Annotated in this window: 20 protein-coding genes; 1 reads left to right on the plus strand and 19 read right to left on the minus strand. The window is 37.2% G+C overall.

The window, feature by feature from the left end:
- Positions 1-25: 25 nt before the first annotated feature.
- The gene (locus DZB84_RS03165; protein WP_116350786.1) at positions 26-388 is read right to left on the minus strand and encodes a Na-translocating system protein MpsC family protein; all 363 of its coding nucleotides are present in this window, start codon (positions 386-388) and stop codon (positions 26-28) included.
- 63 nt (positions 389-451) lie between these two features.
- Positions 452-1717 carry an L-lactate MFS transporter gene (locus DZB84_RS03170; protein WP_116350787.1) on the minus strand — a complete coding sequence of 422 codons (1266 nt, stop codon included), beginning with the start codon at positions 1715-1717 and terminating at the stop codon, positions 452-454.
- Between the two features lie 407 nt (positions 1718-2124).
- Here DZB84_RS03170 and fdhD point away from each other — a divergent pair, with 407 nt between their 5' ends.
- The gene (fdhD, locus tag DZB84_RS03175) at positions 2125-2934 is read left to right on the plus strand and encodes a formate dehydrogenase accessory sulfurtransferase FdhD (RefSeq protein WP_116350788.1); all 810 of its coding nucleotides are present in this window, start codon (positions 2125-2127) and stop codon (positions 2932-2934) included.
- A gap of 76 nt (positions 2935-3010) precedes the next feature.
- Here the strand turns inward: fdhD and DZB84_RS03180 are convergent, their stop codons facing one another.
- The 17 genes from DZB84_RS03180 to DZB84_RS03260 form a co-directional block, all read right to left on the minus strand.
- The gene (locus DZB84_RS03180) at positions 3011-3460 is read right to left on the minus strand and encodes an SRPBCC family protein (protein WP_116350789.1); all 450 of its coding nucleotides are present in this window, start codon (positions 3458-3460) and stop codon (positions 3011-3013) included.
- Positions 3461-3587: 127 nt separating this feature from the next.
- Positions 3588-4346: a Cof-type HAD-IIB family hydrolase gene (locus DZB84_RS03185; RefSeq protein WP_116350790.1), complete on the minus strand. Its 759-nt coding sequence runs from the start codon at positions 4344-4346 to the stop codon at positions 3588-3590.
- A 32-nt stretch (positions 4347-4378) separates the two neighbouring features.
- Positions 4379-5143, minus strand: coding sequence for a sugar phosphate isomerase/epimerase family protein (locus DZB84_RS03190; RefSeq protein WP_116350791.1), 765 nt, complete (start codon positions 5141-5143; stop codon positions 4379-4381).
- A 52-nt stretch (positions 5144-5195) separates the two neighbouring features.
- Complete coding sequence (locus DZB84_RS03195) at positions 5196-5795, minus strand: YesL family protein (protein WP_189655124.1); 600 nt, start codon at positions 5793-5795, stop codon at positions 5196-5198.
- Positions 5796-5946: 151 nt separating this feature from the next.
- Positions 5947-6786: a sugar phosphate isomerase/epimerase family protein gene (locus DZB84_RS03200; RefSeq protein ID WP_116350793.1), complete on the minus strand. Its 840-nt coding sequence runs from the start codon at positions 6784-6786 to the stop codon at positions 5947-5949.
- A gap of 90 nt (positions 6787-6876) precedes the next feature.
- On the minus strand, positions 6877-7701 hold the full coding sequence (locus DZB84_RS03205; RefSeq protein ID WP_116350868.1) for a MurR/RpiR family transcriptional regulator: 825 nt from the start codon (positions 7699-7701) through the stop codon (positions 6877-6879).
- A 92-nt stretch (positions 7702-7793) separates the two neighbouring features.
- The gene (locus DZB84_RS03210; RefSeq protein WP_116350794.1) at positions 7794-8852 is read right to left on the minus strand and encodes a Gfo/Idh/MocA family protein; all 1059 of its coding nucleotides are present in this window, start codon (positions 8850-8852) and stop codon (positions 7794-7796) included.
- A 44-nt stretch (positions 8853-8896) separates the two neighbouring features.
- Positions 8897-9883: an ROK family protein gene (locus tag DZB84_RS03215; RefSeq protein ID WP_116350795.1), complete on the minus strand. Its 987-nt coding sequence runs from the start codon at positions 9881-9883 to the stop codon at positions 8897-8899.
- A 27-nt stretch (positions 9884-9910) separates the two neighbouring features.
- Entirely contained in the window at positions 9911-10705 is a 795-nt protein-coding gene (locus tag DZB84_RS03220; protein WP_116350796.1) for a M55 family metallopeptidase, read from the minus strand.
- Between the two features lie 13 nt (positions 10706-10718).
- Positions 10719-11735, minus strand: a complete 1017-nt coding sequence (locus DZB84_RS03225; RefSeq protein ID WP_116350797.1) for a Gfo/Idh/MocA family protein — start codon at positions 11733-11735, stop codon at positions 10719-10721.
- A 12-nt stretch (positions 11736-11747) separates the two neighbouring features.
- Complete coding sequence (locus tag DZB84_RS03230; protein WP_116350798.1) at positions 11748-12872, minus strand: mandelate racemase/muconate lactonizing enzyme family protein; 1125 nt, start codon at positions 12870-12872, stop codon at positions 11748-11750.
- Between the two features lie 13 nt (positions 12873-12885).
- Positions 12886-13587: an N-acetylmannosamine-6-phosphate 2-epimerase gene (locus tag DZB84_RS03235; RefSeq protein ID WP_116350799.1), complete on the minus strand. Its 702-nt coding sequence runs from the start codon at positions 13585-13587 to the stop codon at positions 12886-12888.
- Positions 13588-13755: 168 nt separating this feature from the next.
- The gene (locus DZB84_RS03240; RefSeq protein ID WP_116350800.1) at positions 13756-14655 is read right to left on the minus strand and encodes a carbohydrate ABC transporter permease; all 900 of its coding nucleotides are present in this window, start codon (positions 14653-14655) and stop codon (positions 13756-13758) included.
- Between the two features lie 16 nt (positions 14656-14671).
- On the minus strand, positions 14672-15526 hold the full coding sequence (locus DZB84_RS03245) for a carbohydrate ABC transporter permease (RefSeq protein WP_116350801.1): 855 nt from the start codon (positions 15524-15526) through the stop codon (positions 14672-14674).
- 182 nt (positions 15527-15708) lie between these two features.
- Positions 15709-16992: an ABC transporter substrate-binding protein gene (locus DZB84_RS03250; protein WP_116350802.1), complete on the minus strand. Its 1284-nt coding sequence runs from the start codon at positions 16990-16992 to the stop codon at positions 15709-15711.
- A 215-nt stretch (positions 16993-17207) separates the two neighbouring features.
- Positions 17208-18158 carry an acetylxylan esterase gene (locus tag DZB84_RS03255; RefSeq protein ID WP_189655125.1) on the minus strand — a complete coding sequence of 317 codons (951 nt, stop codon included), beginning with the start codon at positions 18156-18158 and terminating at the stop codon, positions 17208-17210.
- A 74-nt stretch (positions 18159-18232) separates the two neighbouring features.
- Positions 18233-19042: an MBL fold metallo-hydrolase gene (locus tag DZB84_RS03260; RefSeq protein ID WP_116350804.1), complete on the minus strand. Its 810-nt coding sequence runs from the start codon at positions 19040-19042 to the stop codon at positions 18233-18235.
- Positions 19043-19175: the final 133 nt, after the last annotated feature.

Consider the following 19175-nt stretch of genomic DNA (forward strand, 5'->3'; position numbering starts at 1 on the left):
TTTGAACTCTTATTGCTGTTGTAATTTATTTAGTTGAAAACTTTTTCTCTAAATCTTGATCAAATACAAAGACGGACATTCCGAAATCTCGGTCAATATCAATATCTACAAATAAATCAACTAGGTTTGAACCTAAAAATTCTTCCATTTCAACGGGTCTGTTTTTTCGATACATTTCTTTTACCATTTCGGTTCTTGCCGCACGAAGCATTTGTTTTCCTTCATCTGCGGCTGCAATAAACTTTTCAACTGGAGATAGGTTTCCTTCCATTTCACAAATGGCCCAATTTTTACAAAAGGTTGTTGTGATTTTACTCGGTCCTTTTCCCATATGTTTTTTTCGAAAAGACCTTACTAGATTGCTAAACTCGGCTTCGTACTTATTCATTTTTGTTCTACCCTCTTATCAGTAACTTCATTAACCTTAGTTAATCAAGATTACCAATGAATGTCAACTAGCAAGCTCAGCACCTTTTCCAGCTTGTTGTTTTCGTAGTTTCTTAATATCTAAACGGATTAAAAGTGAAATCGCCAATGCGACCGCAAATAATGCCGTAAACACGGTTAAGCTTTGAGTATAGCTTCCAGTGGTATCACGAATCCAAGAAGCGAACATTGGACCTGCAAGTCCTGCAGCTGCCCAAGCTGTTAAAATATAACCGTGGATCGCCCCAAGTTGTTTTGTTCCAAACAAATCGCCGATGTATGCAGGGATTGCTGAGAACCCACCACCATAACAAGTGTAAATAAGGGCAAGTAAAATTTGGAATAACAACGGATTTGAGACATGTGGTAATAACGGGAATGCAATCACTTGAATGGCAAAGAATACTGTATATGTATTCGGTCTTCCTAAATAATCAGACACTGATGCCCAACCAATACGCCCAAGTCCGTTAAATGCACCTAAAACTCCAACTAATGCTGCTGCTGCAACTGGTGTTAACCCTACACTTTCCTGTGCTAGTGGCGAAGCTGCAGAGATAATGGCAATTCCGCACGTTACGTTGATGAAGAGCATAAGCCATAAATAATAAAATCGTTTTGTTTTTACAGCTTGGTTTGCAGTTAATTGTGATAAGTCCTGTTTTAATTTAGTCGTACCAGATGATACTTTCTCTTTAAATCCAGCTGGCATCCAACCTGCTTGAGGTGGAGCAAGGTATAAAGATGATAGGATCATAATGATAAAGTAAGATATTCCGAGAATATAAAATGTATTTGCTATTCCTACCGATACAATCAGCTTTTGCATGATTGGGCTACTAATTAGGGATGCAAATCCAAAGCCCATAATCGCAAGTCCTGTAGCCATTCCACGTCTATCTGGGAACCATTTTACTAATGTTGATACAGGTGCAATATATCCAACACCTAGACCAATTCCACCTAAAGCACCATAGAATAAATATAATAATGGCAGTGATTCTAAGTTGATTGCAAGTCCAGAGCCTGTGATTCCGATACCAAAGAAAATCGCGGCAAGAATACCGGATGCACGAGGACCATATTTTTCAACGAAATGTCCTAGGAAGGCTGCGGATAATCCTAAGAAAAGAATTGCGATACTAAAGGTCATGCTGATGTCGGTTAAATCCCAACCGAATTCTGTCTGTAATGGTTTTGTAAATACACTCCAAGCATAAACAGAGCCAATTGATAAGTGAATGCCAACTGCCGAGGCTGCGATCAGCCAACGATTTTTTGTCTTTTCCATTTCTTCTCTCCTTTATTTTGAAATATTGATGTTCCTTTTGCAGTATTTCTCTCTAGAACAAAAAAACCGCCAGCAGCCCTATGCTTGAATAAGCATAAAAAGGATGATGACGGTTAATTTCCCTAGCAGGATCGCTACTACAAAATTAACAGTAATCGTTTCCAATATTCCACCTTTTGCACTAGAGACAGGTTCGCTATCCTGTGACAAAAGTGTGTCTATATTGTGAACTATTTGTTACGATATTATCAAACCTAGGAAAATATTACAATAGCTTTTTGTTAAATTATTTCGAGTTGCAAGAAAACTTAATAGTTGTTTTACCAAAAAAAGTATGATTATATATTAGTAATTAATCTAGGAAAAGCTTTAACTCAAAATTGGGACCACAAAAGTGAGGTGTAAAGATGGTAGAGTCTATTACCATTCGAAAAGGTATTATCAAATTTGAAGATGGTCAATTAATTGACGAAGAGGATCAAATTGTCACTGAATTTCCTTTAACCATTATCTTGAACCAACAGGAATTTGCGACAATGGTTTGTACCCCTTCTGAGCTAGATGAACTTGTAATTGGCTTTTTAGCTTCTGAAGGTGTCATCCGCTTCAGAGATGACATTAAGAGTCTTCATATTGACGAAGGTCAGGGCTATGCATATGTGGAAACAACAACCGAAGTGACAACAAGTCAGGAGTATTATTCAAAGCGTTTTATCGGTTCCTGCTGTGGAAAGGGCAGACAATTTTACTTTGTGAATGATGCAAAAACGGCTAAAACATCAACTTCAACCATTACCCTTACACCAGAAGAATGCATCAATTTAATGAACGAAATGCAACAAAGTAGTATTGTTTTTAAAGACACAGGCGGTGTGCATAATGCTGCACTTTGTACGCCTAACGAAATGATTGTTAACCGAACCGATATTGGCAGACATAATGCCCTTGATAAAATATACGGATATTGCTTAATGAACAAAATTCCAGTTCGTGATAAAATCATTGTGTTTAGTGGAAGAATTTCTTCAGAAGTCTTATTAAAAGCCGCAAAAATCGGAGTCGGCATTGTGTTGTCAAAATCCGCACCTACCGATCTAGCAATCAAAATGGCGGAGGAACTCAATGTTACGGCTGTTGGCTTTATCCGTGGTGGCAAACTTAATGTGTATTCACATCCAGAACGAATCGTACAAGAGTCTTTTGAAAGCACTTTCTAAAATGAAAGAGATTAGCAGAATTCTTTTCTGCTAATCTCTTTTTTGGGTATTGTGGTTTTATTATTGGCTATATTTTTTACGTATGCTGGAACAGTTCTTGTACGTTTTTCATGAATTCCTCGGATTGTTTATTACTCGATCCCTTCATTAAGACCTCGCCAACCTTGGCTAATTTACCAGTCATTTCAAAATCCATTTCATATTCAACTAATGTTTTATCTGGTTCAATAGACGTTAGGTTTGCTATAAGAGTATTTGTAAAGGAGCCCGCAAGTGAAACAGGTTTTCCCTTCATTTCAACCACAATTCTCTCATTTTCAATGGTCTCTTTCAGTTCTCCTACACCCTGAATTTTAATGGGTACAAATTGCACCTTCACTTCAACTAATGTTTCATATTTAGTTGGACTTAATTGCTTAACCTCTTTACAGCCTGGAAAGCATCGTCCCAATTTCAGTGGATCCATAAAAACAGAATAGACCCTTGCTCTGTCTGCATGTACGATAAATTGATCAGCCTTTTTCAAAATCCCACTCCTAACCATTTTTCTAAGATGATGTTACAAGTGTATTAGGGTATTTTGAATGTAGAACAACAAGTTATGGCCAAAATGGCAAATCATCATAAGAAATCCTTTTACAAACGCTTATGTATCAAAGTTTCTCACGATAATCGATTTCGAAAATGTATTGGCATATGGCCCTTGCTACCCCGTCCTTTTCGTTTGAGGATGTGATCTTATCGGCAGCTCTCTTCACCTCATCTGATGCATTTTCCATTGCAACACCTAACCCAACAGATGTTAGTAACTGCAAGTCATTAAAACTATCCCCGATCGCCATTACGTTCTCTAATTCGATATCTAACAAACTGCAAACCTTTCGGATACCATATTCCTTTGTGATTCCTTTTGCTGATATCTCAAGATTATTCTCTGCGGACTGAGTAATCTCTAGATGACCCCAACTTTCTAATTCAAGCTTTAGTTCTTTGATTAAAGTTACATTATTATTTAATAATCCAAATTTCATCCATCTATCATTTATATCCTCATCCTGCCAGTCAGGTTTTCTAATGAAGCGGTCTACAGTAAAGCCCCAAAACCAGGAGTCGGTTTGGGTAGCAAGTTGGTGAAGTCTAAGGATGTCCTGAGTCTTTAAATAATGCCTTTCAAATAGGTCATCCGGTGTTTTCCATATCTCTGCACCATTTAAAAACACCATTGGTGAACTAAGGGATAATTCTTTTCTAAACGCCTCTGCAGTCTGTCGCCCCCTACCAGTAGCAATAGAAACAATCACCCCATTCTCAATTGCCTGTTTAATCCAGTATTTAGTGGGGAAAGTAATTTCCTTGTTATCATTTAAGGTTGTTCCGTCCAAATCTAACGCTAGTAACCGATATGGCAGCAAGTTTCAAACTCCTTTCATATACATTCATTTTCTTATGGGAATCGTTTAACAGATTGATTTACATATTCTATTTTTTTCATTTCAAAATTAATATAATATTCTTTTTCCTTTATCAATTCGAGAATGAAATCAAAAGGAATTTCTCCATCTCCAAGCGCTAAATGTTCATCCTTCATTCCGTGGTTATCGTTGATGTGAAATCCTTTTATAAATTCCTTTAGGGCTAACAATTCCTCAACAAACTGACCTTTACTGGCTAAGTACGCATGCCCTGTATCAAAGCATAGTCCCACCTTATCTTTATCAATTGCACTCAGAATAGTTAATAAATCATCACTCGTAGCTCCAATTTCATATTTATAAGGGGGGACATTTTCCAGTAGAAGAAATGTGTTTTCAGGTATTTCATTATACTTTTTATTAAAAAAATCCTGAATGTTAGTTAGCCCTTTTTGATGATCTGAGGATCTACCAGGATGACAAAGTAAATAATCACTATGAAAGTATTTGGCTAATTTAATACACTTGTTCCAAATGTCTTCTGTTTCCTTGATAACTATTGGATCACAGGAAGCAGGATTAAACTTATGAATCGGCAAATGAAATTGAACTTTCGCTTGGTGTTTTAATAGTAAATCTAAAAGTTGTTTACATTTTTGTTCATTCCAGGAAAGCAGCTCATATCCATGGCCTTCACACATAATTTCAATCTTCTTCCACCCTTGTTCAAGAAGGGTGTATATGGCTTTTTCAATTGGCTGATGGTATAAAGCGTATGAAGAAATTATATATTTCATATCTATTCCTCTTTTTGTTTTTTATTTCCTTTTCGACCCCTAACAAACCCCTTTATTCAACAGTCATTCTTTTAGAGATGGTTCTTTTACAAGTATAGTAATTCGCAAACCCTAAAAGACTAAAACCACATAAAATAGGTAGAAATGGAACAAAGGTCCAAGTGAAAATAATGATACTGATAAAAAGGAACATGATAATTGGGGTAGCAGGTCGTGTTATTGATAAATAAAACGATTGTTTAATCAATTCCTTATTCGATATATTAAAATCCACTAACAATGGATAAATATATAAAGACATCGATAAAAAAATCAGCGCAAATAAGCCAAATAAGGGAAACATGAGATAACGAAAAACCCTCTCTAGATTCCACATAACGAGAAGGTCCACTACCAAAACAAGTCCAATTAGAAATTGAAATATCCCAATCATACTTGCTTTTTTTAATAATTTCTTAAAGTGACCATAAAACGCTTTTGGTAAAGAGAGCTCATTACCTTCTGCTAAGTCCTTAATGACTCCAAGCATGGCAGAGGTTGAAGCTGGGATTGTGATGATAGGAAGCGAGAATATAAGCCATAATACATTTAAGAAACAGATATTTCCAATTACCTCCATTACTCTAAACAACTTTCCATCATGCGCGAACACTATACCACCTCTTTCTAGATTGGAAGGATTAAAGCTCATATATTACAATATTACGAACCACTCCAAATTCTTAGTAAGGTAAGTTCGAGTGGTTCGATTATGATTTGAATTGGGAATGTAAGTGGCTCTCCACTTTTGTAGGTTTTAAAATCTACAAAGCTTGCAATATTTGTTTTAGATTATCCACTGACTTCTCTGTTCCTACCTTTGGATCGTCAGTTCCTTCATATTCTACAGAGAGCCATCCCTCGTAATTGACACTATTTAGCTCATGAATGACATGATGCAAATCCACTTTTCCTTCCCCTGCGATTGTTCCTAAAAATTCCCCTCCGGATAGTGAGAGAAAAAAATGCCCCTCGTAATCTGTTCCTACATTAACAAAATCCTTAAAATGCACATGTGCAACATATTTTTTTAGTGCAGTTACGGCATGACTAGGCTCTTCATCTACTAAAAGGAAATTACCTGTATCAAGAGTACTTCTAACATGAGTAGAACCGACAGTTTCAATTAATTCAATAACTTGTTCACTTCTACCAGCGAAATAACCGTGATTTTCAATTGCAAGAATAATCCCTTGTTTTTCCGCATAACTAGCACATTCTTTTAAACATTCAATAATCCAAGACTTACCTTGTTCGAAGGAAACGTTTTCAGTTACATCACCACTAAAAATTCGAACGACATTGGTGTTCAAATTTTTAGCAATATCTATCCCGTCGTATACTTTTTGAATTTCCATTTTTCTTTCATCTTCACTGGTTTTCACAAAATTATTTGAAATATCGTAGGCACTTACCATCAGATTTCTTTCTGCCAACATAAGCTTCACCTTTGGTAATTCTTGCTCCACATCTTTCCAGTACATGTCTAAAAGTTCTACCCCTTCTAGACCAATAGAAGATGCATAATTAATAAAACCAAACACATCCAGATTTTCATTTACTGTATATTTATGTAAACTATACATACTAACACTGGTTTTCATTATATTCACCCCAACCTTATTCGTAAATTTGTACTGCAGCTTATAAAAGAAGATGCAGCAAAAAAAACTGCATCTGTTGCAAAGAAAAAATTAGTACATTTTATCTAAAACCGCTTTTGCTGTCTGTTCAATAGATTTGAAGGTTTGGTTCTTATCCTTTAAGGCAATCACAGTTGTTAAAATATCGAGTAAATGAAGTTGTGCAATCTTTGAAGCAAATGCACCACCTTGGAGTGGTGACTCCTTGGACGCCGCTAATAAAATAACGTCAGCATACCTTGTAATGGGTGATCGTGCATGATTGGTTAAACAAATGACAAATGCGTTATTTTCCTTAGCAATTCGAATTGCGTCAACCACATCTTTTGTACTTCCTGAGGTGGATATGCCAAAGACAACATCATCCCTTGTTACGAGGGCAGCATTCATTGCCATGACATGTGAATCAGCAGAATGGATAACGTTATATCCGAAACGCATGAACCGGTGATTTGCGTCCAATGCTGTTATCCCAGATGAACCAATGCCGAAGCAAAACAATCGATTTGCCGAGACAATCGCATTGGCAGCTTTCTCAAGTGTTTGTGTCTGTAATAAGTTAAGCGTGTTTTCAAGTGCATGTGTGTTTTGGGTTGTAATTTTTCGAGAAACGACTTCAAGCGTGTCATTCTCTTCAATTTTTCCATGAACATGCTCTTCAGGACTAACAAGGTTTTGTGCAACAGCTAACTTAAACTCCTGATACCCACGAAATCCAAGCTTCCGACAAAATCGAATAACAGTCGTCTCTCCTACTCCAGATTTTTCTGCAAGATCTGTTACTGACGAATAAACAGCTTCTTCCGTGTCTATCATTACGACATCTGCTACTTTTTGTTCGGCCTTTGTTAGTGATTTATAGATACTTGTAATCATTAAAATGGGGTTCGATTTCGTCAACGTATTCAATTCCTACACCTTCTTTTCAGCTTAGTGTCTATTAATCAATTAGGATCCCAATTTGTACATTAAAAGTGAATTTCCGTACCCTTCTTACTAGATTCATATATTCCACATAAAATTTTCATCATCTCAACTCCATCTTCCACAGGACTAATGGTTTCATTTCCAGTACGGCAGCAATCAATAAAATAATCGATCTCGGATTGAAATGCCTTCACAAAATCAAATGACAAATTGTCAATTTGTGGATTCAAATTAACAATTGTATCGTACTTTTCTGAAACGACTAGGAGTTCAGGTTCAATTTCCGCTCCACCCTTGTCTCCAAATAATTTAACAGATATTTCATCCTTCTTCGCGTGAAGTGAAAAACTTACATCAACAAATAATGATGCTCCGTTCTCAAATCGGATGAGAGCATTCGCAAGATCCTCTACTGTATTTTTTGTTGCATCAAAATCTGATGCTTTATAGTAGGATAAGTTTTCAATATTTGATCTGTTTCCAAGTTTATGATATGTATTACCACTAATCGATTTTACTTTTGGCCGCCCCATTAGATACCAGCATATATCAATCATATGAACACCTAAATCAATTAATGGTCCCCCACCGGAACGTTCTATGTCAGAGAACCATCCACCTGGATTACCTAATCTTCGAATACAAGAGGCTTTCGCATAATAGATATCACCTAACTCATCATTCTGAATAAATTTTTGAAGAATCTGTGTGTTGCTTGCGTACCGTCGAACAAATCCAACCTGGAGGAGCTTACCAGTTTCCTTTACAGCTTTTTCAATTGCCAACGCCTCTTCTACCGTTTTACATAATGGCTTTTCTACAAGTACGTTCTTACCAGCTTTAAGTGCGGCAATACTTATTTCAGCATGACTATTGTTCCATGTACATATACTGACTGCGTCAATTTCGGGATGAGCTAAAAGCTCATGGTAATCCGTGTACACATGCTCTGCACCATATGTCTTTGCTTTCTGTTCTGCCCTTTCAATATTGAGATCACAAACTGCAACTATTTTGACATGATCATTCTTGGCATAAGAACCAAAATGAAGGTCTGAAATACTTCCAGCACCAATAACTCCAATTTTTATCTGTTTCATTGCCGATCCTCCTTAAATTGTGAATGATACTGTTTATTCACTTCTTATTTAACCCCTACATCCACTCCATACACCCATGGTTGAATGGCCGCGCCTATTATTCCAGCATCATTACCGAGTTGGGTCCCTTTTATCTCAACTGGATCAACAAGGGAACGTATCCCCAATTCACCTACTCTCTTTCGAACCTTTTGAATAAACCATTCACCCTCGTGTAATACACCGCCACCAAGGATGATCAGTGTAGGATTGAAGGTATGGATCATGCTAACTATCGCGAATGATAGGGCATTAATAGCTGTGTCCACCACTTTTTCAGCTACTACATTGCCTGCACTCATTAATTCAAATACTAGTCTACTTGTTACTTCTTCTGGATGTTTTTGATAATATAAGAGTTCACTATTCCCTTCGCTTTCAGGATAAGATTTTATTTCTTCCCTCATCATTCTTGCAATTCCCGTTCCTGATGAATAAGTCTCAACACACCCCTGAAATCCACAGTTACATAAAGGCCCATTCATATCAACTGTAATGTGACCTAATTCAGCACCACCGCCCCATGCACCTCGAAGTAAATGACCACCTGTGATTACACCACCACCAACACCTGTGCCTAGAGCGAGACATATAAGATTTTCAACATTCCTACCTACACCAAGTTGTTGTTCAGCGAGGGCAAGAACATTTACATCATTTTCTATGAAAATTGGCAAATCTGTTTTCTTTGAAAGAATATCTCTTAATGGAACATCATTCCAATCTTTGATATTTGCTGTTCCGGACAGAACTTTGCCTTTTTCGAAATCGATTTGTCCAGCAGTACCTATTCCTATGCCAACCAGCTTTTTCCCTTCCATTTTCGCTGTCTCAGAAAGGGAAAAAATGATATTTTCGAGTAACTGAATAATCGCATCCTTTGTATCTTGGGGTGTAGAAAATGTTTTCTTAATTAAGACACTGCCTTCTCTATTCATAATACCCGCCGCTATCTTTGTACCACCAATATCAATTCCAAGTGAATATTCCATTGTTATTCCACCTCCACCCACAACTATTTAGAAAGCTAATGAAAGAACCTCAAGAATATTGTCACATGAATATGCAGCTGTTAATCCGTCAATACGTTTACATCGCATACCATCAAAATACCTTTGATCTACTTGGTCTGTGCTAAAAAATTTCATTACTAGTTCGTATGGTCCATCTAATGTTACAGGCAACACATTTTCTCGATGATCAATTGATTCCTTTATCATTTCTTTTAATTCCCTATATACTAGCTTAGGTGGTTTAACCAATGCTGCGTGCCTTCCCAACCCCTCTTTTGTTTCGTAAGTTCGGACGTTAGGAATTTCCTTACTTGCCTCTTCACACGTCTTCTTATCTCCCGTCACGAAAAGGACGGGTACATTATGTAAGCCAAATATTAGGCTATCTATTCCTATCTCACCAATAGGCCTTCCATTGAGATGTATAGATTGCCAACCAACCGATGTCATTGTATGGTCTCTAATTGCAAATTCAGTTCCACCCATTGCGTGATATCCGATTAACATAGCACCATCAAACGATGAATCCAACCCAGGAAAGCGATTGGATACATTTGTTGCTCCCATACAGTATCTCGCCCCATGATGTAATTCTGAAGCGATAAAATTGTACCCTGTACCATGAGCATCCTTCACGTAAATGTCATCAGCACCAGCCTCAATTAGCGCCTCAATCACTACATTTACCTCTGCAGTTAAGAGTTTCCTGGCCTCTTCATAGGCCCGTTCTCCTTTTTTCAACTGTTCAGGTAGTAAAACACCTGCGATTCCCTCCATATCAACACTCACATAGATTTTCATAACGAAGCCTACCTTACAAGTAAACTTCTTTTTGGGTTTTAGAAGATTTGTAGATTGACAGGATTAAGTCAACAGCTTTCCTTGCTTCCTCACCAGGCACCATAGGGGCTCGGTCTTCGATAATTGCTTTAGCCATATCTTCAATAAAATAATAATGGCCAATTGACCTTACGCCTTCAATATTTTCCTGGTCAATTTTTATCTCTTTCGTAATATTTCCTTTTTCCATGGTGATCCACTCTTGGATGCCATTATCATCAAAGATAATTGTGCCTTTTTCTCCATAAAGCTCAATTCGAGTATTCCTCTCAGGAAAAACAGAGGTGGTACCTTCAATAACTCCAAAAGCTCCGTTCTTGCATTCTAGAACAGACACGGCCGTATCCTCGACCTCAATTTTTCTTGATAGAGCAGCCGTTCTTGCAAAAACTTTCGAGACCCCACCTGTTAACCACACAAATAGGTCAATCCCGTGTACACCTTGATTCATTAGAGCCCCTCCACCGTCCATTTCCCATGTACCACGCCAACCTGCACTATCGTAATAGGCTTGGTCTCGATAATATTTTAAGTAGGCATCACAAAGTATCAATTTACCAATCTCATTGTTTAAGATGGCCTCTTTAACTCTTTTAACAATGGCTGTGGCTCTTCGCTGGTAAACACAACCTAACTTTACCCCTTGTTCCCTACAAGTCTCTATCATTTCCGTCATCCGTTCAGACCTTATCTCGAGGGGTTTTTCACAAAGAATATGTTTTTTAGCTATAGCTGCATCAATGGCAATTTGACCATGTGTCCCACTAGGTGTACAGATTGAAACGACATCTATATCTTCTATCGCGAGAAGTTCTTTATAATCAGATAGATAGGTAGGGACACTAAAAGTTTCGGCAAACTTCCTTGCTGCCTCTAATCTCAAATCAGAAACTGCAACAAGTTCAGTAAATGGACATGCTTTAATCGCCTCAGCATGTAAAGGAGAAATCACACCACAACCAATGATTCCAAATCTGATTTTTCGAGCCATTTTATCCTCCTGCTATACTAGAGTTTTATACGTTTCAAGCTTATTAATATCTACTTCGCACCCGATACCATAGCCTGAAGGTAGTAAGATTGCTCCCATCTCAATATCTCCTTTGTTCTGAATCGGATCATCCGCGAGGAAAAACGGACCATTCAAATCAGAAGGAAGAGTGATTCCTAAATAATTGAACAAGTGTGCACTACTAGTGAGTCCTAAAGACGATTCTGTTAAACCACCGCCTAGTAAACCAAGGTTTGCTTCTTTTGAAATTTCTCCCGCTAATTTTGCACCCGTAATGCCTCCCATTTTGGTGAGTTTAATCACAGCATAATCACATGCTTCTAAACGAATCGCTTGTAACACGTCACTTGGACTCCAAATACTCTCGTCTAAAGCAATTGGTACTGACGTTTTTCTTCTCAATTCTCGATGACCTAGCAAATCATTTGCTTTTAAGGGCTGTTCAAAAACGTCCACACCGATTCTTTCCATTTTTTTTGCTGCTTTTATTGCTTCGGGTAGAGTATAACCTTGATTAGCGTCCACCCTTAAAAAAAGATTGGGGGCTTCTGCTCTCACTGTTTCCAACACTTCCATATCAAAATCAACATTGAATCCGATTTTCACATCAACCGCTTTATAACCATTCTCACTTGCATATTTGGCTTTATCAGCAGCCTCCTCAATGTTTCTTGTACTAATAAGATAAGAAAGGTCAATTTTTTCTTTTGACCTACCAAGCAATATTTCAGCCAATGATTTTTTGGAACTTTTCCCCATCAGGTCATAAAGCGCCATATCAACAGCTGCTTTACAAATGGGCTGTCCCTTAGAGATTCCAGAAGAAATTTCCTTGTCAATTATTTCATGTAAAGTAGTGAGGTCATCCCCCCTCTTTCCAATAATTGCAGGTCTTATATATTTCTGAAGGGTTGAAACAACAGTCTCCATCGTTTCATAACTCCATCTATGGCTAGGCCTAGCCTCGCCCCATCCCTCAATACCGTCATCAGATATAATTTTCACATAAACATGTGGTGCACCTTGATTACCGTCTCCTACCGTCCCTCCTGAAATTTGAAAGCTTTGCTTCATTGGCAATAATAAAGGAAAGACTTGGAGGTCCTTAATAATCATTTTTATCACCTCATCATTTCTTTAATTCTGCTTTTTTGATTCCATCTACAAATTTCTTCGTTATTTCCTGTGGTCTCGTAATTGCAGATCCAACAACGATTGAATGGGCACCATTTTCAAAGGCCATAAGTGCCTCATCCGGGGTCGAGATTCTACCCTCAGCAATAATTGGCACGTTACAACTAGAGGTAAGCTCCTTAATAAGCTCAAAATCAGGTCCTTCAATTTGGGGACTATATGGCGTATATCCTGAGAGCGTAGTAGAAATGAGATCACACCCCGCTTCAACTGCAGCAATACCTTCTGCAACAGTAGATACATCAGCCATGATTAGACTAGAACTATGATTTCGTATATACCAAACCAAATCGTTGAAAGTAACCCCGTTTGGTCGCTCACGAAACGTTGCATCAAGGGTGATAACATCCGTTTCAGACTCTATTAGCTCCTTAACTTCCTTTAAGGTTGGTGTTATAAACACATCGCTTTCCGGATAATCTCTTTTTATGATGCCAATCGTAGGTAAGCCCGTCGCTTTTCGAATGGCAATGATATCATCTTTCCCATTTGCTCGTATCGCTACAGCTCCACCCATTTTCGCAGCAACGCCCATTTTAGCCATGTACATCGACCCATGTAATGGCTCATCCTCTAAAGCCTGACACGATACGATTAATTGTTTATATATTACGTTCAAAAACTCTTTTTTCTTCATCATTTCCCCCTTTTTTCAACATCGTTCCAATACACTGAAAGAATAATCCACCCTCAAAATACCAAAAAGGTTTATTTCTTCACTCTTATTCAAAAAAATTTACAGTGAATCACTTATATAAATTTTGTTAAATAATTGGATACGATTAGAATTTTTCTTGAGCAAATTCTACCCTTTAACGGCACTGCTATAGGCACCTTTAATAAAGTAATTCTGAAAAGCTACAAAAACAATTAATATTGGTATGAGCGCGATTATTGCACCAGCAGATACCAATCGAGTATTCGTTACAAAGGCTCCTTTTAAGTCATATAAGCCCACTGTTAACGGATATGTGTTTGGATCCTGTAAAACAAGAAGCGGCCATAAAAAATTATTCCAGGAACCTATGAAACTTAAAATGGCTAATGTTGCTAGCATCGGCTTTACCATTGGAATCATGATATACCACCATATTTGCCAAGGTTTTGCACCATCAATAATGGCAGATTCGTCTATTTCCTTAGGGATACCCATAAATGCTTGCCTCATCAAAAAGATACCAAATGCCGTAACTGCACTAGGCAATATCACTCCGGAAAAAGAACCGATTAGGTGGAGTTTCTCTAGAATTAAATAGATTGGAATCATTGTGACCTCTCCAGGAATCATCATTGTGGATAAAATCACTAAAAATACAATGTTTTTCCCTTTAAAGTTCATACGAGCTAAAGGAAAGGCTGCTAACGAACAGAATAACAATGGCAAAAGAACCCCCCAAAAGGCTAAAATCGTACTATTCCATAAGTAAAGAGGAATGGGGAGTGTATTCCATACTGTAATAAAGTTATCTAAGGTGATATTTTCAGGAATAAACTGCGGAGGAAATGAAAAAATGGCTTCGTTTTGTCCTTTTAATGCAGTCGATACTGACCAAAAAAAAGGAACAATCATAGCAACCATAATGACGCTCAAAAAGAAATAGGAGATAATCAGGCGACTAATCTTCCGTTTACTCGGTAGATTCCGAAACTGCCTTTTTGGTTTAATGTCTGGTACTGTATTAGTATTTGTTTGTGTAGGCTGCATATACTACTCTACCTCCTTAAGACTGGTTATCCAATGTCCGTTTATTTAACAAAGTCAAAATGAGTATGATAATAAATAGAATAAAAGAAATCGCACTCGCATATCCCATTTCCAATTGCCTAAACGCTTTTTCAAAAACGATGAACACAACCGTTTTGGATGCACCTATTGGTCCGCCATCCGTCATTGTTAACATTAATGTAAATTCCTTGAACGCTGACATTGTTGATATGACGGCCGTAAAAAATATAATAGGCTTCAACATAGGAAACGTAATGTGAATATGTTTCTTCCAAAACCCTGCCCCATCTAATTCAGCTGCTTCGTACAGATCTGTGGGCACCGATTGTAGTCCTGCTAGATAGAAAAGCATATAGTAACCTAAGCCTTGCCATATCGTTACAATCGCTAGACTAATCATTACAAACTTCCTACTTGTTAACCAATCAATTGGATTTATTCCAATAAGGCTTAATAAGTAATTGAAGATTCCGTCACTTGCAAATAGCCAATTCCATAAAATAGCGGTAATGACAACAGAAACAAGTGCTGGGAAGTAATACGTTAATCGAAATAGCTTAATGCCAATTAATTGTTGATTAACGAGAATTGCCAGAAAAACGGGTAGAACGACTAATGCAGGTGTAACTAAAATCCAATAATACGCCGTATTTTTTAAGGCATTCCAAAACTCTTCATCTTTAAAAGCTCGAATAAAATTTTCAAGCCCAACCCAATCTACCGTCCCCATGAATACATTATAGTCTGTAAAACTAAGTCCTAACGCTGCCAGCGCTGGAAGTAAGGTAAACGTCGTTAACAATATAGCGGTTGGTAAAAGAAACATCCAAGCGTGTCTTGATTTATACATACAATCACTCCTACCATAGTCACGAATGCTAGTCGGTTTCAACCAGGCTACTCATTTCAGCCTAATTTAGTAATTAGTTATTCCTTAGAAAAGAAGGCATTCACTATGCCTAAGCAATCATGAATGCCATAGATAATTACTATTGTTCTATTAATTAAAGGATGCTAGGTTTTTGATGTATGTTATTTCGTCTTAAGAAGCTCATTAATTTTTGCTTCAGCATCTTCAATCGCTTTCTGTGGATCTTTATCTTCTAATAAGACCTTATGGAATTCTTCGTTGACAGCCTTATTAATTTCTGAAATATTCTCAACAGGAGCAAACATATCCTTTGCAATATCTAACTGTTTTGCAGCATAAAATTTACCTTTTTCTGCAGGATCATCCGAATTTTCACCTTGGGTAAAGAATTCATCAGCCGCAGCTTCTTTTACTGATGGGAGAATTGCCACAATCTTACTGAATGCTAACTGACTTTCAGCGTTTGTAACAAACTTAGCAAATTTAACAGCCTCATCAGGAGCCTTTGATTTTGCAGAAACCGCAATGTTCATAATCGAAACATGTCTAAATCCTGATGAACCAACGATGGCTGGTGCCGCATCAGATTTTTCATATACTTCTGGGGATAAATCTTTAACTTGACGATAAAGTTGCGGACCAGTGCCCCACCATGCCATTTTCTCTTGTGCATACCACTCGTTTGGTTTTGCTTGAGCTAACAAGATTTCTTTTGGAATTAAGCCTTTATCAAAACGCTCTTTAAAAGTCTTAAATACTTCAACTGCCTCAGGCGTATTAATGGCAGCACTCTTTAAGTCTTCTGAGACTAAAGGAATACCATTTTGTGGTAAGAATAAATGGATATCAATTGGTGTATTTCCATATACCCCCAACTTCTCATAAAGAATCTCTGACATTTCCCAAGCTTCTTCTTCACTTGCAGGCGGATGGTCAATACCTGCTTTTTCTAATAATTCCTTATTGTATAAAAGACCACCAGTTGATAGATACCAAGGAAGAGCATATGTTTTGTCACCTAAATTTCCTGCTTCCCATACGCCTTCAAAGAAATCATCTTTTACATCTGCTGCTTTTTCTGTAAGATCTAGAACAGCACCAACAGCTGCAAGTTTCTTAAGATAGTCTGTGTTTAAGTTCATAACATCAGCAAGCTGTCCAGAAGCTGCAGCAGTTAATGTCTTTTGTTCAACAGTATCGTATGGAATATCTTCCCATACCACCGTTACTCCAGGATTTTCTCCTTCGAACTGGTCAATTAAACCGTTTATGTAATCATCAAATGTAGGGCTTAGCGAAATCGTCCAAAACTTAATTTCAACATTCTTTTCCTGATCTTTGTTACCTTCGTCATTTGTCCCTGTACTTTCAGTTTTCGAACAGGCAGTTGCAACAAAAAGCATTAAAACGATCAACAACATTGAAAGCCTTTTCAATCTTTTCAATTCGATTTCCCCCTTTTTTAATTGAAGAAGATTTCACATCCTGATGGAACTTTGCTCCTAAATAACATGTTGAAAGTGAAGTTATTCTTCACAATTTATTTTATTGCAAGAAGATTACCATGTCAATACAATTATTTCAATTTTTAGAATTTTAAATCTAAACAGAATATGAGTTCTACTTTTATCAATCTTTGCCTCTCCATAATTTCTAAAATCTATAAATTTTCTTTAATATAAGCTATGGTTTCGTCTATATGTGAAATGATTCCTGGAGCGTCGTGTCCTGAAAATGGGTAAGCAATTATTGATTTTTCTGCAACAATGTGACTGTATACGCCGTAAATGGATTGAGGCGGGCAAATTAAATCCTTGAAGGCGACAGAAACTCTAGTCTTACTCTTTATCTTTGGAGCTAAATTTAGATTGTCAAAATATGAAAGTGTTTCAAATACCTGTTTACTCTTTTCAGGATATCTGTGCATAAAATTTTCGATACTAACGAGAGAACCTTCGAATTTTTGCTGGATAGCAAGTTCGATATTGCACATATTTGGAACATCCGCAACAACTAATGAAAGACGATTGTCTAGTGCTGCAACCGCTAATGAAATTCCTCCCCCTAAGCTTGCACCAAGTAAGCAAATTCGGGATTTATCGATTTCCTCTCTAGTAAAAACAACATCGACCGCACGTTTGCAATCCATATAAAGCTTTCTATAATAATATTCATATTTATCGAGGATTCCTTGAGTTGCCCATGTTCCAGTAGCACCAACGGAATAGTGTGTATCCTCGGCACTTTCTCCATGTCCGCGACAGTCTACTGCTAAAACTGCATATCCCTGAATGATCCATTTCATATAATTTGATATTGAACCTTTATTACCACCGTAACCATGAAATGTAATGATACAGGGTACTTTATCAGTTTGATTTTTTGGTAAAATATAAAAGGCATTTATAGGCGTTCCTGCAAATCCCTTGTATAACAAGCTATAAGCTTCTATTTGACTAATTGGGTAATCAATCTCTCTCATTTCAATTTGCAGTGGAGTTTCAGTCGATTCCTTCAAGGTATCTTCCCAAAATTGGGCAAAATCCCTTGCTTTAGTTAGTTTCGGTTTATAATTCTCAAATTCTTTGATTTGTTCTTCATAAAATATCATTTGTTCCCTCGTCCTTATATTTTTTTCTAGCATATTTTTTAGTGCTCATTTTCCTCTTGCTGGCTCTTTGAAATTCAAACATGAAGTACTATTCCATCGTAGGCAACCTTAATGCCAGTGGACGCAAAGATTTCCTCTAGATCCTCATGCATTAGACCTATATTATGAGAAAAATGAGTCGCAATCATTTGACTTTCGTTCGTCATAATCCCTTTTTCAAGAAATACGTTCTGGATGTCCTTCACTGCCTCTATATTAAGATGATTTCTTCGCTCAGGTAGTAATCCATTTGTACAATCCAGTATCGCTACGTCTATCTTTTTCGTGGATAACCATTCCCATGTTTGTTTAGGAAACCACCCTGTGTCATGACCATGAAATATCCTTTTTCCATCCTTCTCTATGTAGAAGAGTAAACATGTTTCTAATGGGTTATGGTCTGCAGCCAAAGGAGTCACCTTTGCTGTACCGACCTGATACGTAGTAAAAGGGTGCATTAAAGTAAATGTAAAATATTGATCAGTGTGCCATAATACTTCTTTACATTTATAGATAGCTGCGTCATTTCCATAAATATGTAGAGGATATGAAAAATCATGAGCAAATCCTGGTGTTCTCATTCCTAGATCTTTTGGATTAAAATGGTCCATATGTGTATGGGTAAATAACAAATGTTCTATCTTTGAAAGATCGAGATTATGTGTTAAGACATGATGATAGGTGTCTGGTGGAAAATCAATTTTAATCGTATCATCAATAATCGTTGAGGAACGTGTTCTAATGTTCTTTCCCCCTAATTCTCTTGCTTTCTTACAATGTTTGCAATTGCAAAACAGTCCCGGAAATCCTTCTGCCGCTGCTGTACCTAGAATTTGTATTTTCATATAATGATTATCCTTTCTCTTTAGAAAAGTAAATTTCCCCATTATTCATCGCAATTGAGTAATTTAGGGTTTCAAGTTTATTTATTCAATAGGATGTTTTCGTAAACTTTGTTGTTTTTTAAATCGTTGATTT

Source organism: Bacillus sp. HNG, from assembly GCF_003400205.1.
Taxonomy (GTDB): domain Bacteria; phylum Bacillota; class Bacilli; order Bacillales; family Bacillaceae_L; genus Ferdinandcohnia.

Bases quoted from the DNA above. Each gene is read 5' to 3' on its own strand.
- DZB84_RS03165 (WP_116350786.1), bottom strand. From the start codon at position 388: ATGAATAAGTACGAAGCCGAGTTTAGCAATCTAGTAAGGTCTTTTCGA.
- DZB84_RS03170 (WP_116350787.1), bottom strand. From the start codon at position 1,717: ATGGAAAAGACAAAAAATCGTTGGCTGATCGCAGCCTCGGCAGTTGGC.
- fdhD (WP_116350788.1), top strand. From the start codon at position 2,125: ATGGTAGAGTCTATTACCATTCGAAAAGGTATTATCAAATTTGAAGAT.
- DZB84_RS03190 (WP_116350791.1), bottom strand. From the start codon at position 5,143: ATGAAATATATAATTTCTTCATACGCTTTATACCATCAGCCAATTGAA.
- DZB84_RS03200 (WP_116350793.1), bottom strand. From the start codon at position 6,786: ATGAAAACCAGTGTTAGTATGTATAGTTTACATAAATATACAGTAAAT.
- DZB84_RS03205 (WP_116350868.1), bottom strand. From the start codon at position 7,701: ATGATTACAAGTATCTATAAATCACTAACAAAGGCCGAACAAAAAGTA.
- DZB84_RS03210 (WP_116350794.1), bottom strand. From the start codon at position 8,852: ATGAAACAGATAAAAATTGGAGTTATTGGTGCTGGAAGTATTTCAGAC.
- DZB84_RS03215 (WP_116350795.1), bottom strand. From the start codon at position 9,883: ATGGAATATTCACTTGGAATTGATATTGGTGGTACAAAGATAGCGGCG.
- DZB84_RS03220 (WP_116350796.1), bottom strand. From the start codon at position 10,705: ATGAAAATCTATGTGAGTGTTGATATGGAGGGAATCGCAGGTGTTTTA.
- DZB84_RS03225 (WP_116350797.1), bottom strand. From the start codon at position 11,735: ATGGCTCGAAAAATCAGATTTGGAATCATTGGTTGTGGTGTGATTTCT.
- DZB84_RS03230 (WP_116350798.1), bottom strand. From the start codon at position 12,872: ATGATTATTAAGGACCTCCAAGTCTTTCCTTTATTATTGCCAATGAAG.
- DZB84_RS03235 (WP_116350799.1), bottom strand. From the start codon at position 13,587: ATGAAGAAAAAAGAGTTTTTGAACGTAATATATAAACAATTAATCGTA.
- DZB84_RS03240 (WP_116350800.1), bottom strand. From the start codon at position 14,655: ATGCAGCCTACACAAACAAATACTAATACAGTACCAGACATTAAACCA.
- DZB84_RS03245 (WP_116350801.1), bottom strand. From the start codon at position 15,526: ATGTATAAATCAAGACACGCTTGGATGTTTCTTTTACCAACCGCTATA.
- DZB84_RS03255 (WP_189655125.1), bottom strand. From the start codon at position 18,158: ATGATATTTTATGAAGAACAAATCAAAGAATTTGAGAATTATAAACCG.
- DZB84_RS03260 (WP_116350804.1), bottom strand. From the start codon at position 19,042: ATGAAAATACAAATTCTAGGTACAGCAGCGGCAGAAGGATTTCCGGGA.